Source organism: Thermogladius sp. 4427co (assembly GCF_051933805.1).
Lineage (GTDB): Archaea > Thermoproteota > Thermoprotei_A > Sulfolobales > Desulfurococcaceae > Thermogladius.
This window is the reverse complement of sequence record NZ_CP196893.1, coordinates 642,461-656,499: the sequence shown is the minus strand read 5'-3', so window position 1 is coordinate 656,499 and position 14,039 is coordinate 642,461. Positions and strand designations below refer to the sequence as shown.

The window sequence follows — 14,039 nt, the reverse complement described above, 5'->3', positions numbered from 1 at the left end:
TCGTTAGTGCAGTAGGGGTTTTTAAACAATCGCCTATGGGATATATGCTGGTTTAGCATCTAGTTTCAGAACGCCTGATTCTATTTTGAGGCTTAGCCTGTAGAGTACGAGCCTGTCGTCCGGCGAAGCCCTCGGGGGATGGGGGACCCTGAGCTCTCCACCGCAGTATGGGCATTTATCCTGGGCTAGCGTATACCTGCCGCAGGAAACGCATTTCCTCATAAGCCATTTCAAGACTTTACACTCTCCACGCTGAATTCTACACCGAGCTCGGAAGCCTTCCTAGCAGCCTTCTCGAGAGCCTTCTCTAGAACGGTCTCAGCACTCTTATAATCCTGTGCTTCAACTTCTACCATATACCTCGGCGAGCCCGAAGTGTAAATCCTCGACGCCAGCCCGGAGCCGGATATCTCGCTATCTACCGCTTCCAGAACCTTCTTAATCCTCTCTATGCCATCACTACTCAGACTCCTCAATATAATAATCCTCTTCACAGAAACCTTCTTAATCCTAACATGCCTAGAAGCCTCCTGGATCAATGGCTGGATCCATTTCTCGGGGACCCCTGCCCTAGCAAGGGCTTCCCCACCCCTGATAACAGCCTCTTCCAAGCCTGTGAGAGGGTCTCCGTAGTAGTCGTCTAGCCTCCATACTACATCCCTATAAGCCTCCTCTACACTCCACCCCATCGACTTGGCTACTCCCTCAATTATCTTAGCCCCACGGACAAACCTCTTCCACCACATCATCTTACGTCTCTTATCGGTATCGGAAACCCTCTTCAAAGATACGTCGACTTCGCCTTTCCTCCTATCCACTCTGATTACTTTTACAACAATCTTCTCTCCTTCGTACACGACCTCGTGGAGGTCTTTAACCCATTTCGTAGAAGCCTCGCTCCAGGGTAGGAACGCTTTATGGTCGTTGTACTCGTCTAGCGTAACATATGCTCCGTAATCGAAGATCTCTCTGACAGTAGCTACTACCAGCTCTCCGATATCTGGGAGATCCTTCCTAGGGATAACCACTAGTAGACCACCTCGTTGAATTCATATAGGGCTAGCAGGTAATAATTATTGTAGACAGATGAAGTCGAAACCGTTGTATCCAGAGGTATCATAGTAGTATTAACCAGTTTGAAAAACATTGGCGTAGCAATATTGATCTCCTGAGGGGAGTATATATCGTTTACAACAGGGTATCCCAGGGATTTAGCCGCGTAGGTGACGAGCTTTACCTCGAGGCTTGAAACCGCTCTATCAGTCCAGGCTAGGGGGGCGTTCACGAAGTATGTTGCCTTAGTATAGTCTATGAAATCTAGCACGGAGAGATTCGCAAGCATAACGTACAACGGGAGCCTGGACACATCTCCAAGAGCCTGATAGGTAACCTGGCCTGTGGCCCCTACCGGGATAGCCCTCCCAATATGTAGCTTAGGCGGGCCGAATAAAGGCTTCTCGATACTTACTGCTTCGCCGACTATAATATACGCCCGGCTAATATTATACTGCCACATAATCCTCCTCAACAAGCCAGCTGAAGTCGCCTCGTCTCCTACCATAATCCAGGATACGAGCCTCCAGCCTTCCACAGGCCCGTTGGGCCCGGCTAGGCAATAATAGCCTTCTCCAATATAACCTAGAACGTAGAATGTATAGCCCCAATAGGTTATGATAAGCGTCTTGTTGGGTGGAACCGACCGGAGGATATCTAATAGTGTTAGGAAGCCCGTGTTATTAAGAGCTGTAAGATTAACGTACGTTAAAGGTATGTCTAGTACCATAGAGCTTGGGATACTGCTACTAATAGATTTCGAAGAGACGATATTGCCTGCTATTAGCGATACTACTACTAGGGATACGAGTAGTAACGAGAAGACCCTGGAATACCCTCTACGCGGGAAGCCTGCTGCGCCTACTACTTGAGCGAGGACTACTGATGATATTACTGACGATGAGACTATAGCGTACAACTCGCTGGTGACACTGATATAGCCTGTTAGAACGGCTAGAACCGAGACCGAGAGCAGAGCTACCTCTATGAAAAAGCTTCTGGAGGAAGCCCTCGTAGACCTTGCTATAACGAGAGCTGCGAGAACCAGGAGGAGGCCTAGCGCCCCTGTATCGAACATCGGGTTATACTGCTTATAGTAGACGTCCGGGATACCTGGGAAGCCTATGCTATAGCCTACAAGTAATAATCCCAGGACTGAGAGTATCGAGGAGATGAATGCAGCTATGATCCTTAGCGAGTGTTTGCGTAGACCCATCTTATCCACAACTATATAGCTTATTACTGCGCCTAAAGCTATCCCGGTAGCCACAGCATCCTGGGATGTTATATACCTATTACCCAAGACGATAGAAACCAGGTAGACTAGTATGGTGAGTGCTAGAGGGGTGAAATCTTTCCTAACAGCTAGGCCGGCTATAATAGCAATACTTAGAGCCAGCGAGTAGCCTGCTACTAGAACCCATGCCGAACCATCAAACACCCAGCCCAACCCTATTAGAACGCCGGCTAATACCCCGATAGCCATATTCTTACTACGATAGGCTGCGAACGAGAGTAATAGTCCTAGGAGTAGGATCGGCAGCGCTATCCATGGACCATACATACCGTATTTAAACCAGTATATGAATCCAGGAGTGGTAGATGCTAGGAGGCTTGAAAGACCTGCTACTAGGAGATCCCTCCTCCAATAATAGGTTACAGCAGCTATTAAGAAGAGGGTTAGCAGGCCGGATACAATAGGTAGGTCCAGCAAGTACTTTGTTAAACCAAGGATTTTAACAACATAATCTAATAGAGTATTATAATACCTTAAATCTACAGGGGATACGATAGACACCTTGTTGTCGACCGGGTAGCCCGCGTACCTAGCTACGTACAGGTGGAACCAGGATGCATCGCTAGGCTCATTATACTTCAGTAATTCGAGGCCTAGGATAATATAGGTTATAATGCTTGAAACCAGCAGTATAATACCTACTATACTACCCCGTCTCGTATCCAAGCTGGAACACCTTCAACGCTGAGTTTATTAGTTAAATACCTCGAATTTAAAACTAAGCCTAGGTTGAGGATAATGCCTAAGCCTGTTAAAAAATATAAGGGGAGTATTGTTTTCGAGCTAGACTACGATAGCCTATCCGAGAGAACGTTATCTGTTTTCACAGTGCTAGCAGTCTCTATAATAATAATCTCAGTATCCAACTGGCCCTACTTGATCGCATCCTATACTACACAGATAAGCCAGCCTAGCCTTGTACTCATAGGCTACACGCTGTTATATACCGTACTAGGAGTGCTCCTAGTATCGGCCGGGCTGATACTACCCTATTTCGCAGAGTCCGCTAAGCCTAGGTACTTCAAGAAGATTACCGAAGAAAGGAGGCTTGAAATAAATTTCTACACTATGGTTAGTATACTAGTACTAGTAGCATTAACCTACCTTATACTCAGCCTTCAATACCTAGCTTCCTAGCATAGTAGAATACAGGTCTCTCAACAAGCTCTACGCAACCCCTAATATACTGGATTAGTGCTTCACTATAGTCTAGAAAAACTATATCGCCTACCCTAAAGTTCGCAGCACAAGGTTTCTCAACAAGGGCTAAGACCTTTTTATCGAATACTATAATAGATGTCGAATACACCTTCACCAGGAAGTCTCTGATCCTAGTAATAAGAGATAAAACCTCCTTATCCACGGTTTCAGAAGGTATTTCAACACCTAGAGAAGTCTTCATCAGCCTGAGCTCGGCGACACGCTTAGCATCGTTTCGAATCTTCTCGAGAAGGGTGATAAAAAGCCTCCTCTCTTCAATACTAGCGTTCAAACCAGCCTGCAATCCATTGTCTAAACCCTGCCTTAAATCCTGGAGCTTTAGCTCTTGAATAGGCTGCAGCCTACTAGACCAGACTTCGTCCCTCAGGATCCTTATTAGAGGACTGCTCAAGGTACAGCCTCTACCCCCTTATCGCTAACGTATACAGCAAGCTTTTTTAAAACGAGATATATTGCGTAAGGAGCTTCTAGCTCGGTCTTCAAACCCCTCTTGAGATCCAGCTTGAGGTCTAAAACCCTTACACCCGACAAGTCTACTAGGGGGCTAACCAGCACCCTACCCGACCAGGCGAAGAAATCCCTGTATTCGAAACGATTCGTCTTAGACAAATCGATTTTCGCAACCTTCAGCCCTGCTTTACCATTAATACTCTTCTCGAACCTAGAGAGCCTAGAAGTATCCATTGTCACAACCCTATCTATCTTAATACAAACCTCGTCGAGAACCTGTTTTAAATACTCAAACGGCATCCTATATAACAGCCCGATCTTCTCGACCGCAACCTCTTCGAGTAAACCTTTCCTTCTAGCCGCTTCCAAAACCCTCTTCCTAACACCTATTTCATCGCCCGTGAAATATACAAACACAGACCCTCTGGAACCACCCTGGGGGAAAACGTTTTCAACATCTATATTCTCGCATGAGACATAGTCTGCTATCATAGCCCTCATCTCTCTGGTCAGGTCGAGGACGTATTCGTCTACTACCCTAATGTGGAACCCTCTATTACCTGAGAAGTAGACTTCGACCTCTTTGAAGCCGAGATCCTCCTCTAAAATCCCTACGAGCCTACGAGCCATATCCAAGCCTTTGTCGAAACACTCGGGTTCTAAAACATCTAATTCGACTGGCTCGACACCCGACGGGCACCTTTTCTCGCCTTCGCCTAGTACGGTATTGTCGCGGACACATACCTCGAGCTTGAGATCGCAGCCTGGTAGATGGTCTACATCGATATCGAATATTAGCTCGGAACCCCTCCATCCTTTCAAATCCATTTTCTCTACAGACGGATCATTGTATAAGGCAGAAGAATAGTATATATGTAGAGGGGTCTTCTTCCCGAGGATGAAAGAATATAGCTGGGCCATATTAGGGAAGCTGAGATGCCTTATATAGGCCTCGCTATCTAGGTCTACGATAGCAATCTCCCTTGAGTGCAGGTCGGGCGGTTCTACAAGAGGCCTCTTAGAATAGTAGAGGTTGAGGATCCTCCTCAGGAAAGCCTTATTCAACTCTAGGCGAGACATAAAATACTATCCTTCCACCCTGGGGTAGCTCGAACAAGAGTTTCAACGGTAGGTTAGAACCGTATTCTAAGACTAGGCCTTCTGCCACAGGCGCGACCCTAGACATTTCATACAGGTATTCAAGCCCGTAGCTAGCCTTCGCCTCGCTATTAACAGTATACTCTAGGAGGGATCCGTCTTCCAGGGACAGCTCTATTCTAGCTTCAGCTATATCGCTTGAAGCCGTTAATGCGAGGATGCTAGAATCCGGCTGCGATTCCAAGGTTAGTACATCGCCTACTACATCAAGCTCCTTCATTATATCGTCGAATAAAGCCGGTTGGATCCTCGCTTTAACAGGGAACTCGAGAGATATTTCTGAAACCTCTTCAGGAGGCGATACCTCGATATTCGGGAGGATGAACGTCCTAGTACCATGGCCCTGGAAAGTCACGCCTAGTCTACCACCTTCGACTAGTTCTAGCAGTAGCTCGTCTCCTTTAGCAGCAAGTTTAGATATCTTCGCGAAATCCTCGAAATTAACCCCAAACTTCTCTTCTTTCTCAACATTGAATTCTACAAACGCCTCCCTCGGAATGTGCAAGTCTATGAAAGCCGTATTAGTAGCGTCGAAAGCCCTCAGCCTCAGCCCAGACTGGTCTACTCTGAAAACCCCTTCTTCAATAATCTTGGAAATCGATGTAATCACATATTTCCACACACTCGCGTTCGAAAACCTTAGCTTCAACCCGGACACCTCTAATTTAAATCATGTACTGTTAGAATAAAACCCTGAGCCCGCGTCTCACTCGTACTCGCGCCACACGTACCCGCATCTCCTGCACTTATAGAACCTTGTAGGCGGTTCGTCAGCAGCTCTGGTCTGGACCACCCAGTAGTAGGCTTCGTGGTAGCCGCACCTAGGGCATGTCACCTCTCTCGTTATCGGGAGATTAGCCTCGTCTACGTCTTTAATCACCAACGTCTTCTCTTTCTCGGAATGCTCGATTCTGATCCTTATACCGTATTCTTTCAGGTCTCTTTCCGTAGCTCTCACTCTGTAACCGCATCTAGAGCATACCAGGTAGTAGACTCCTCCCTCGCCAACAGGCTTCATTAAACCCCCACATCTAGGGCAGAATCTCGGCATCCATCACCACCTTCTACAACTGCTCCTAACGCGTCTATACCGCCGTAAAGCAGATACCTGGCTAATCTAGCGACTAATCTAAGAAGACAACAATATTTTGACCGGGCTATTAAATATTGAGACCCTTCGTAAACCCTAAGACCCGCCCAGGGAATTCCGTACTTAGACCCGTTGCAATTCAGTAGTATCGAGAGCTCGTTGAAAGTTGACAGGTTCTCTACATAACTCCTCAAGTAGAATAAGCTATCCGCCCCTATAGACTCCAGTTTCAACTCTTCTAAAAATTTCCCCTGAACACTCCTAAGACTACTAGGCTATCCTCAACTAGAAGGGCTAGAACCCTCGACTCTCTCTTCATAGCTTTTCCTCAACTATCTTCTTGAACTCTCTTACCTGTTCTACCAGCCTATTTATTACATCAACAAGTACTTTAACAGGGTCTTCTCCCTGTCTGGTGATAATAGTTAGCTCCATCCTATCCTGTAGCGGGTGTGGTATCCGGTATGTGCTGAACTCTACCCTAGGGTCTAGTAGGGCTTCTTTAGCGATCATATTCCCTAGCGTATGGTCTTCACCAACTATCTCGAGTACTAGCTCGTTCCCTTCCCTCTTTAAAATTCTAACATCCATTATATGGAAACCCCTAGTACACTAGATGCCATTACTGAGCTTTAGTCTTTTTAAAAATTCCTCAACCCCTCTAACCCATTCTACCGCTAGCCTCAACCCTTCCCTATCCCTCCTAATATGCCCGAGTTCAACCGCTTTATCAACTAGTTCCTGAATAGATACGCCTGTTAAAACACCTAGGGTTACCAGGTAGTATCTTGTAGAAGAACCTTTCACATCTTTCGGGATATTATTCGATAACTCGATAATCCGTCTCGCTATATCGACCACTATCTCTCTCCCAGCGTTGGTATAGATGATGCTAGCGTCCTCCCCGGTTTCAACAACAAACCCTCTACGTTTCAAGACTTCTACCAATATCCTGGGCGAGAATGTAGCACCGAGCTCTCTGAAGAAATAGTCTAGCCTATACCCTGCTAGACCCTTCCCTCCCTTCGCAGGGACTCCTAGAAGGCTCTTTATCTTAAACCAGGCTTTCTTGATATCGGATTCGTAACCGTAGAGCTCTATGATAATATAATTGTTCTCGATCCTGATATTGTATTCTCCCAGCAGGCTTATCCTATCGCCAATAGCCTCAGCTAGTTTCTCACATGGTTCGTCGACGCATTTTATCCTATAGACCTTCTTCGAGAGAGGCATTCCTAGTGTTTCACCAGGATATAGTTTATACTAGCCTTCCTCTTGTTGACCTCCCCGCAGGAGCTACATACTAGCCTTCCAGAATCGTATACCAGTGGGGCGCCACAGTAAACGCACTTAGCGTATATTACACCTAGCTGAGGCTCTTTTATAGTGAGCTGGTAGACTCCTCTACCGCCGAGTATTTTAGCTCTCACGATATCGTTTAATCTAACAACGTCATACATGCTTTCGACAAAAGACTGGCTTGTCTGCGAAATATGTAGGATACCTAGGGCGTCTACAGTCTTCGTAAGCCTCCTATCTTCCACCCAGTATATTTTGATGAAAGCCAGGTCGTCGTTCATATAGGTTACGACTCCTTCGACTATGTCTCCAGGTTTAAGAATATGGTATTTCCTTGTCACAGGCTTGATGTTAACTACTTTCTTTATTGAATCGTATAGAGCTATGCCTGTAACGCTACTCCTCAGGTATCCGTCCTTATCCTCGTATACATCGCTCCCAGGCATGTATTCTTCTATAATCCCTAGTCTATCGCCTGGAAATACCTTTTTCTCACCTGTTACCAACCTGCTCACCTTTCAAAACAACATAGAAAGCTTTAAACCTGTAAATCCTCCTCCTATGGGATTCAAATACCATAGGGATTCCTAAATCGATGAGATTTATTTTAGCTATTTTAAACCCGTGTCGAAAAGACTTCTCCCGTATGATATCTATAGCTTTCTCCGAGTATTTATGTATCGAATAAACAGTTCTAGCAATATCTAGCGCCTTATCGAGAAACCTCATATCGATCCCGCGGTTAGGCTTGTAGACGCCGAAGGGAGGGTTCATCAGCACAATCCCTCCTCTCACAACAGGCTCTGCTAGGAAATCGGATACCAGGTATATGATTTTATCGCAGACCCTCCTATCCAACGAACAATGGGCTTCCCTAGCGAACTCGACGATCCTCTCGTCGATATCTAAACAAAGCCCTAGCGCTGCCCCGAGTAGTATAGAACCGTATACCAGCCTCCCAATACCACACCCGGGTTCTATAATAATAGAGCCGGTCAGCTCGCCTGATAGGAATGCGTCCCATAGTATTTCAGCGGCGACATCTGGAGGGGTCTCATACTGTTCGAGCTCTCTCCTAGGTTTCGGGAACCTGGGGAGAGCCGATAGCAGTAGCTCGAGTTCTTTCTTATCCAAGCTACCACGGGTAGACATACTTGTCTAAGCCCTTCACTAGCATAACGATTTCACCAGGGGTTAGAACCGGTTTGTAAAAATCGCTGAAATCGTCTAATGGCAGCCTCGGACAGCTTGTAATAACTATGAGATCCGGTTTGAAAACACTGTCTATCGCAACAAGCCTTTCGATGGTTAAATAAGATGAGAACACGACATCGGCTTCAACCCCTATACTCTGCAACATTTTAACAACCATGCCTATAACACTCGGTCTATACTGCCCAGGCCTAGACCCGGCTACTACAACCGCTCTCTTAAGAGCCTGGTTACGCAAACCTGATACCAGGAATATCCTCTTTCTTAATATCCTTGAGGCTTCAACCAGAGGATCCCATATGGAATTCCTGTAGGGGTCGTAGGCGAGGATTCTATCGGTGTAGAATGCTGCTCCGATGGGGTGGAATAAGCCTCCAGCAATTATCAGAGCCCCGTCGATATCATTCATCAGCTTTACGAGAGGCGTGTAGTCGCATCCCAGAATAGGCCTTCTAGAATTATCCTCGAGTATTTTAAAGCCCCTACCAGAAAGATGCTCCTTGACTCTTCCAGCAATCAATCGCTCGGTCTCGGGATAGAACAAGCCTATCCTACGCCAGGCTCTAGAAGCCAGGGCTTCCGCGAGCTTTTCTAATACGCTACGAGGAGGGGTAATATCGTAGTATACCGGTAGATATACTATCCTCCACGGTATCTCTGTCTCTCTCATAGCGTACTCGAGGTGGCCGATATGTATTACAAGATCTGGTTTCAGATAGAGTATGTCTTCGACAGGTATATCGCAAGCCCCGTAGCCGGGTGCTATAGAGAAGTAGACTTCTGCTTTAAACCTTTCTACTAGGAAAGATTTCAAACAAGTGTAAAGGTTTTTCAAACCATCGGGGGCATGGAGTAGGATAACGGGTTTTTCCCTGCTGATAGAGCGGATCTCTCTCTCGATAACCGTTTCGTCGAAGACGTAGAGGTCGCATTTCAAGCGGCAGACCTTGACTTATAATGTGGAAAACAATCCTAGAACCCTAATGCCTAGCTCTTCTTGGCTTCTTCAATAATTATACGTGTGGGCAGAGGAAGTTTGGAAGCAGCTATCTTCATAGCCTTCTTAGCTTCATCTAAATGCTCTTTTCTAACATGTAATTCCGCTATAATATCGCCGGGGAACACTCTTGCCGCTAACCCGATAGGCTTGCCGAACGAGAGCCTCATACCGTCCTGCAACCTGTCAGCTCCCGCGAAAGCCATCATCTTATTCTCTCTTATAACATGATGCGGATATTTCCTGATCTTCAAGTAGTAGTTTACATCGCCGGCTACAACACTCATCCTCTTATTCAGCATTACACGGGCGGCCTCGAGAGCGTTATGCCTGATCTGGCCTGCCTCCTCGGCTACAAGCTTGACGATGTAATCGTATTCACCCTTAGGATTCCCCATCTCGAACTTCGTTATCTTAGGCTGTGGAACACCCGGGATATACTCCTTCCTAGTGTAGGGCGGCCCACTGAAATGCGTATAGCATCTCGCAGGTCTCAACGGCATTAAGCACACCCGTCTAAGGCTTACTATTAGGGTTTAAACAGATTAATAAGCTTAAATACAATTATGCCGCTAATAACTAGAGCGTCCTTCCAGTAGCAAAACTATTCTAGCAAGCAGTGTTTAAGTTTAAACCCCACTGCACAAATAGAGTTTAATAGCGCGGGGGTGCCCGAGCCAGGTTAAAGGGGGCGGACTCAAGTAGCCCAGGGGAGATCCGCTGGCGTAGGCCTGCGTGGGTTCAAATCCCACCCCCCGCACTAATTCAGAGGTTAAGCCGATGAAGACTATTATCAAAGCATTTGCGAGGAACTACCATAGAAACCTACTAATATATGTATCCCTCCTAGCGAGCATAGTATTCCTTATCCAATTATTTCTCACACCCGTTGAATCAATAGCAGGAAGCCTGGGCAATTATATTAGTAATCCTTCCGCTACTCCCGCACAAGCGGGTGTTTTAGAAATAGGGAGTAGTAGCCTGCCCGTGGTAGTATACTGTTTTAATAATTCTAGTATCCCATATAATAGAACCCCTCTTGTAGTACTGGCTTCGGACAAGCTGGCTTCTATCCTCGGCAGCAATACCAATGGCTCTGGGAACCTCCGGCTACAGGTAGGCGGTTCGGTCATCTGGATTAGGATAGGCGGCTTCTACAACGACTACTCGTTCTCGCTTAAAACATTAGACTCCTGCAGCCCCGGTACCCCACTGCTCGGTAAGGCACTCGAAGATTTTAGGAGAGAGGTATCATACCTAGAAGCCGCACTCACTACACCTCTCTACGTAATACTATTCGCAGGCTCTCTTATCCTAGGCGTGAAACAAGGAGACGGGGCTAGGAGGGTTTCAACTGTCCTCTTAGAGCTCGGCGCTAGCAGGAGACGTGTAATCCTAGGCTTCATATTATCCCTACTCCTAACTTCTCTAGCCGGGCTGCTCGTAGGGTTGAGTATCGCTATAGTACTATCGCATTCGCTAATAGCCCTATCCAGAGTCTTCCTAGGGGTAGGATTCGTGTTGAACCCGTACATCGACACTGGTAAATTCTTGCAGACTGCTACTATAGTATTTTTAACCACTCTAGCATCGCAACTCGGGCTTATCCTAGAGCTAGGCAGAGACGACGGGTATGCTGAGAGAAGCTAGGCTATTGCTTGGCAGAGACTACTTGTTTTCGACGGTAATACTCGCGCTAATAGTATTCTTCAGCATCTACGCTAATTCTATTGCCAACAGTATTATACTTGCACCATTCGAGATCGCTAAGGGGGGCGGCGGGCTCCTGATATATAACAGGGGGAGCTTTGTAATAACAGGTCTTGTACCAAGCAATATTACAAGCCTAGTAGAAGCAGCAGGGATGTTGTGCAGCCCTGAGGTGCTCGCACCAGTCATCCTAGACGAGTCTACTATTATAGCGAGAGGGGTTTCAGCCAACTATCTCGCTAGGATACATGGCGCTATCCTAGTAGATGGCGCTCTCTACCTAGATAATTCTACTGCTATAGCAGGCTATAGGCTAGCAGGTAAATACAAGCTCTCACCCGGCAGTGTTATCTTGGTTAGAAGCCTGTTCAATAATGCTACTATCGCTCTAAGGGTCGCCGGTATTGTTAGATCGGGGAATCCGGTCGACGACGAGTTAATTGTAAGCTTGGATACTGCTAGATTACTGAGAGGAGTATCCGCCAGCTATGTTAGCGTTATCGTCTGTGATAGAGCTAGTGCTAGAGCCGAGAGCATACTCGGGAATCTTACCGGGACTAATACCATAGGCTACGGTTACTCTATAACAGTACCCGGATGGCTGATACCTCTAATCACCAGTAGGAGCATCCAGGTGAGAGGAGTGCTTGAGATCAGGAGCCTAGGCGATGTAGTAAGTATTGGAAGAACCATGTCTCTCCTTGGACTAGCCGGGACTGTAATACTGACATCTATAGTAGCTGTTGTAACCAGCGGATTCTACGTGAAGAGGAAAGAATATGTTTTAAACACCCTTGTGGAATTATCGCTGAACCCAGCCAGCATTAGGAGGCTAGCCCTGCTAGCATTAACCAGTATGTTTCTAACAGGCTACCTGCTAGGTGTCCTGCTCTATTTCTACGCGGGCAGATATATCATGATATCCCTCCTCTACCATAGCCTCCCTCTCATAATAGATTCCGAAACCCTTGCCATATACACTATTATTGTCTCAGCCCTCTTCATCCTAGTATCAGCCAAAGAGGTTAGGAGTATTGGTACGCATTAGCATAGTTCTATTACTAGTACTGGTCATAGTATTATCGCTGAGGGCATACCCCTACTTGTATAGCTCTACTTTTTTCTCTACAGACGTATGGGGAATTGTCAGGAACTCGATCATCCTATATAGTTCCTCGCCGATCGATTTAAAGTCGAACGCCTTTGACAACTATAACAACTATTGGCCGGTTACATCTCTACAGCTAGCTATCTTCAGCAAGGTAACAGGCCTTGAAATCATCCAGGCTGTAGCCACCCTCGCAGGGTCTATTACCATCGCTGTATTCTTAATCGGGTACTCGTTTAAGAAGGGTGTTAAAGGATTGTTCTCCGCCCTAGTCCTATCTCTCGCTTTCAACATTGTATTCATGACAACTGGTTACGCTAAGGAGGGGTACGCTTACGTACTGCTCTTAACAATACTCTACTTTATCTTACATATTGACAAAACCGGTTTGATAGCACTCTTAGCACCGTCTCTAGCACTGCCTTTCACACACCACTTAACCTCTCTCATAGCCTTTGCCTTCCTATACTCGTTATTTATGATATTAGTAGCGTCTCACTACACAGTACTGGACCCCTTGAAGTACGATCCCCCTAAGGTACTAGTATCTATACTCATACTGGCAGTATCCCAGAGCCTCCAATACTACCTCCTAGGAAGATACTCTATACTTGCTTACGCAAGCCATTGGCTAGCCCTAAGCCTTATCTCCTACTTAACATTCTTCTCTCTCGCAGGCTTACTCGTATACGTATACTACCGTAAATTATTAGATACTTCTTTGAGCAGAATCCCAACCATACTAGCTTATTCAATACTATTATTAACACTATTACCAGCGTATTATTTTGAACACAACGTATACTCCTTAGACACTCTTACGACTATAACAGTCCTATACATGGCTTCAGCCCTTATCTTAGTAGCTCTAGGAGTAATACTCTGGTCTCGTGAAAACTCTCTACTACCTATAGTATTACTTACCTCGCTAGCAGGTCTAATACTGTTTTTCATAAACGAGGATATACCAGGATACGAGTCTATTATATACCGTGTAGCAGGGTTCTCGGTTTTCCCTACCGCTATATCTATTAGTTTCATTGATAAAACCGGTAAAAGAATGGTTTCGACTATAGTTTTCTACTCGGCTGTAATGCTAGCATCTTTCACCTTAGTGCTAGCAGGTGTTGTCCCCGGGCTAGGATGGTACTGGCTCTACCATGGATACGAGACTTATACAGGCTCTTATATCAGCGTTAAAACAACGGGTCTGGTCGTTTACACTGATGTGAAACAATCGATGATGCTAAGCGGTTTATACAATGTTAGTGCTTCAAATATCCTCAACCAGCCTAGGCAAGACTGTCTACTACTTGTATATAATTACATGCTCGATAAAGGGGCTTTAATAGAAGCTGGGAAGAGTGTTAAAATATTTTTCGAACCTAGTAACTATACTGGTATTATATATAGTAACGGCTACGGGGTTTTAGCTATCTGCTGA

Annotated in this window: 17 protein-coding genes and 1 tRNA gene; 5 read left to right on the top strand and 13 right to left on the bottom strand. The window is 45.9% G+C overall.

Going from position 1 to position 14,039, the window contains the following annotated elements; genetic code table 11:
• Window positions 1-33 precede the first annotated feature (33 nt).
• Genes ACSU1N_RS03690 through ACSU1N_RS03680 form a run of 3 tightly spaced genes read right to left on the bottom strand, consistent with a single transcriptional unit; the run spans window position 34 to window position 3,016 of the window.
• Window positions 34-234, bottom strand: a complete 201-nt coding sequence (locus ACSU1N_RS03690) for an RNA-protein complex protein Nop10 (protein WP_440060251.1) — start codon at window positions 232-234, stop codon at window positions 34-36.
• Complete coding sequence (locus ACSU1N_RS03685; RefSeq protein ID WP_440060250.1) at window positions 231-1,028, bottom strand: translation initiation factor IF-2 subunit alpha; 798 nt, start codon at window positions 1,026-1,028, stop codon at window positions 231-233. The genes ACSU1N_RS03690 and ACSU1N_RS03685 overlap by 4 nt, the downstream gene beginning before the upstream one ends.
• Window positions 1,028-3,016, bottom strand: a complete 1,989-nt coding sequence (locus ACSU1N_RS03680) for a hypothetical protein (protein ID WP_440060249.1) — start codon at window positions 3,014-3,016, stop codon at window positions 1,028-1,030. The genes ACSU1N_RS03685 and ACSU1N_RS03680 overlap by 1 nt, the downstream gene beginning before the upstream one ends.
• 72 nt (window positions 3,017-3,088) lie before the next feature.
• Here ACSU1N_RS03680 and ACSU1N_RS03675 point away from each other — a divergent pair, with 72 nt between their 5' ends.
• On the top strand, window positions 3,089-3,487 hold the full coding sequence (locus tag ACSU1N_RS03675) for a hypothetical protein (protein WP_440060248.1): 399 nt from the start codon (window positions 3,089-3,091) through the stop codon (window positions 3,485-3,487).
• On the opposite strand, the gene ACSU1N_RS03670 is transcribed toward ACSU1N_RS03675, so the two are convergent.
• From ACSU1N_RS03670 to ACSU1N_RS03625, 10 genes are all read right to left on the bottom strand, one after another.
• Complete coding sequence (locus ACSU1N_RS03670; protein WP_440060247.1) at window positions 3,462-3,962, bottom strand: hypothetical protein; 501 nt, start codon at window positions 3,960-3,962, stop codon at window positions 3,462-3,464. The two genes, ACSU1N_RS03675 and ACSU1N_RS03670, sit on opposite strands and share 26 nt — an antisense overlap.
• On the bottom strand, window positions 3,959-5,101 hold the full coding sequence (locus ACSU1N_RS03665; protein WP_440060246.1) for a DNA primase small subunit domain-containing protein: 1,143 nt from the start codon (window positions 5,099-5,101) through the stop codon (window positions 3,959-3,961). Before ACSU1N_RS03665 ends, ACSU1N_RS03670 begins: the two co-directional genes overlap by 4 nt.
• On the bottom strand, window positions 5,079-5,828 hold the full coding sequence (locus tag ACSU1N_RS03660; RefSeq protein ID WP_440060245.1) for a DNA polymerase sliding clamp: 750 nt from the start codon (window positions 5,826-5,828) through the stop codon (window positions 5,079-5,081). The genes ACSU1N_RS03665 and ACSU1N_RS03660 overlap by 23 nt, the downstream gene beginning before the upstream one ends.
• 57 nt (window positions 5,829-5,885) lie before the next feature.
• Complete coding sequence (locus ACSU1N_RS03655) at window positions 5,886-6,230, bottom strand: transcription factor S (protein ID WP_440060244.1); 345 nt, start codon at window positions 6,228-6,230, stop codon at window positions 5,886-5,888.
• Window positions 6,231-6,584: 354 nt separating this feature from the next.
• Window positions 6,585-6,860 (bottom strand): RpoL/Rpb11 RNA polymerase subunit family protein, encoded by a 276-nt coding sequence (locus tag ACSU1N_RS03650; protein ID WP_440060243.1) that lies wholly within the window; start codon window positions 6,858-6,860, stop codon window positions 6,585-6,587.
• A gap of 21 nt (window positions 6,861-6,881) precedes the next feature.
• Window positions 6,882-7,502 (bottom strand): DUF2067 family protein, encoded by a 621-nt coding sequence (locus ACSU1N_RS03645; RefSeq protein WP_440060242.1) that lies wholly within the window; start codon window positions 7,500-7,502, stop codon window positions 6,882-6,884.
• Window positions 7,503-7,504: 2 nt separating this feature from the next.
• Window positions 7,505-8,083, bottom strand: coding sequence for an exosome complex RNA-binding protein Csl4 (locus tag ACSU1N_RS03640; protein ID WP_440060241.1), 579 nt, complete (start codon window positions 8,081-8,083; stop codon window positions 7,505-7,507).
• On the bottom strand, window positions 8,061-8,720 hold the full coding sequence (locus tag ACSU1N_RS03635) for an METTL5 family protein (protein ID WP_440060240.1): 660 nt from the start codon (window positions 8,718-8,720) through the stop codon (window positions 8,061-8,063). Before ACSU1N_RS03635 ends, ACSU1N_RS03640 begins: the two co-directional genes overlap by 23 nt.
• Window positions 8,704-9,717, bottom strand: a complete 1,014-nt coding sequence (locus tag ACSU1N_RS03630) for a diphthamide synthesis protein (protein ID WP_440060239.1) — start codon at window positions 9,715-9,717, stop codon at window positions 8,704-8,706. Before ACSU1N_RS03630 ends, ACSU1N_RS03635 begins: the two co-directional genes overlap by 17 nt.
• Window positions 9,718-9,767: 50 nt before the next feature.
• Window positions 9,768-10,280, bottom strand: a complete 513-nt coding sequence (locus ACSU1N_RS03625; protein WP_440060238.1) for a 50S ribosomal protein L16 — start codon at window positions 10,278-10,280, stop codon at window positions 9,768-9,770.
• A gap of 159 nt (window positions 10,281-10,439) precedes the next feature.
• Between ACSU1N_RS03625 and ACSU1N_RS03620 the strand changes: the two genes are divergently transcribed.
• The 4 genes from ACSU1N_RS03620 to ACSU1N_RS03605 all read left to right on the top strand — a co-directional run bounded on the left by ACSU1N_RS03620 (window position 10,440) and on the right by ACSU1N_RS03605 (window position 14,039).
• A tRNA-Leu gene (locus tag ACSU1N_RS03620) sits at window positions 10,440-10,537 on the top strand.
• A gap of 20 nt (window positions 10,538-10,557) precedes the next feature.
• Entirely contained in the window at window positions 10,558-11,427 is an 870-nt protein-coding gene (locus ACSU1N_RS03615; protein WP_440060237.1) for a hypothetical protein, read from the top strand.
• A complete protein-coding gene (locus ACSU1N_RS03610; protein WP_440060236.1) occupies window positions 11,411-12,535 on the top strand; it encodes a hypothetical protein in 1,125 nt (374 codons plus the stop codon). The genes ACSU1N_RS03615 and ACSU1N_RS03610 overlap by 17 nt, the downstream gene beginning before the upstream one ends.
• The gene (locus tag ACSU1N_RS03605; protein ID WP_440060235.1) at window positions 12,522-14,039 is read left to right on the top strand and encodes a hypothetical protein; all 1,518 of its coding nucleotides are present in this window, start codon (window positions 12,522-12,524) and stop codon (window positions 14,037-14,039) included. Before ACSU1N_RS03610 ends, ACSU1N_RS03605 begins: the two co-directional genes overlap by 14 nt.

What these genes read in the sequence shown, in the direction of transcription:
- ACSU1N_RS03665 (WP_440060246.1), bottom strand. Translation starts at nt 5,101, where the DNA reads ATGTCTCGCCTAGAGTTGAATAAGGCTTTCCTGAGGAGGATCCTCAAC.
- ACSU1N_RS03635 (WP_440060240.1), bottom strand. Translation starts at nt 8,720, where the DNA reads ATGTCTACCCGTGGTAGCTTGGATAAGAAAGAACTCGAGCTACTGCTA.
- ACSU1N_RS03655 (WP_440060244.1), bottom strand. Translation starts at nt 6,230, where the DNA reads ATGCCGAGATTCTGCCCTAGATGTGGGGGTTTAATGAAGCCTGTTGGC.
- ACSU1N_RS03675 (WP_440060248.1), top strand. Translation starts at nt 3,089, where the DNA reads ATGCCTAAGCCTGTTAAAAAATATAAGGGGAGTATTGTTTTCGAGCTA.
- ACSU1N_RS03610 (WP_440060236.1), top strand. Translation starts at nt 11,411, where the DNA reads ATGCTGAGAGAAGCTAGGCTATTGCTTGGCAGAGACTACTTGTTTTCG.
- ACSU1N_RS03615 (WP_440060237.1), top strand. Translation starts at nt 10,558, where the DNA reads ATGAAGACTATTATCAAAGCATTTGCGAGGAACTACCATAGAAACCTA.
- ACSU1N_RS03645 (WP_440060242.1), bottom strand. Translation starts at nt 7,502, where the DNA reads ATGCCTCTCTCGAAGAAGGTCTATAGGATAAAATGCGTCGACGAACCA.
- ACSU1N_RS03650 (WP_440060243.1), bottom strand. Translation starts at nt 6,860, where the DNA reads ATGGATGTTAGAATTTTAAAGAGGGAAGGGAACGAGCTAGTACTCGAG.
- ACSU1N_RS03625 (WP_440060238.1), bottom strand. Translation starts at nt 10,280, where the DNA reads ATGCCGTTGAGACCTGCGAGATGCTATACGCATTTCAGTGGGCCGCCC.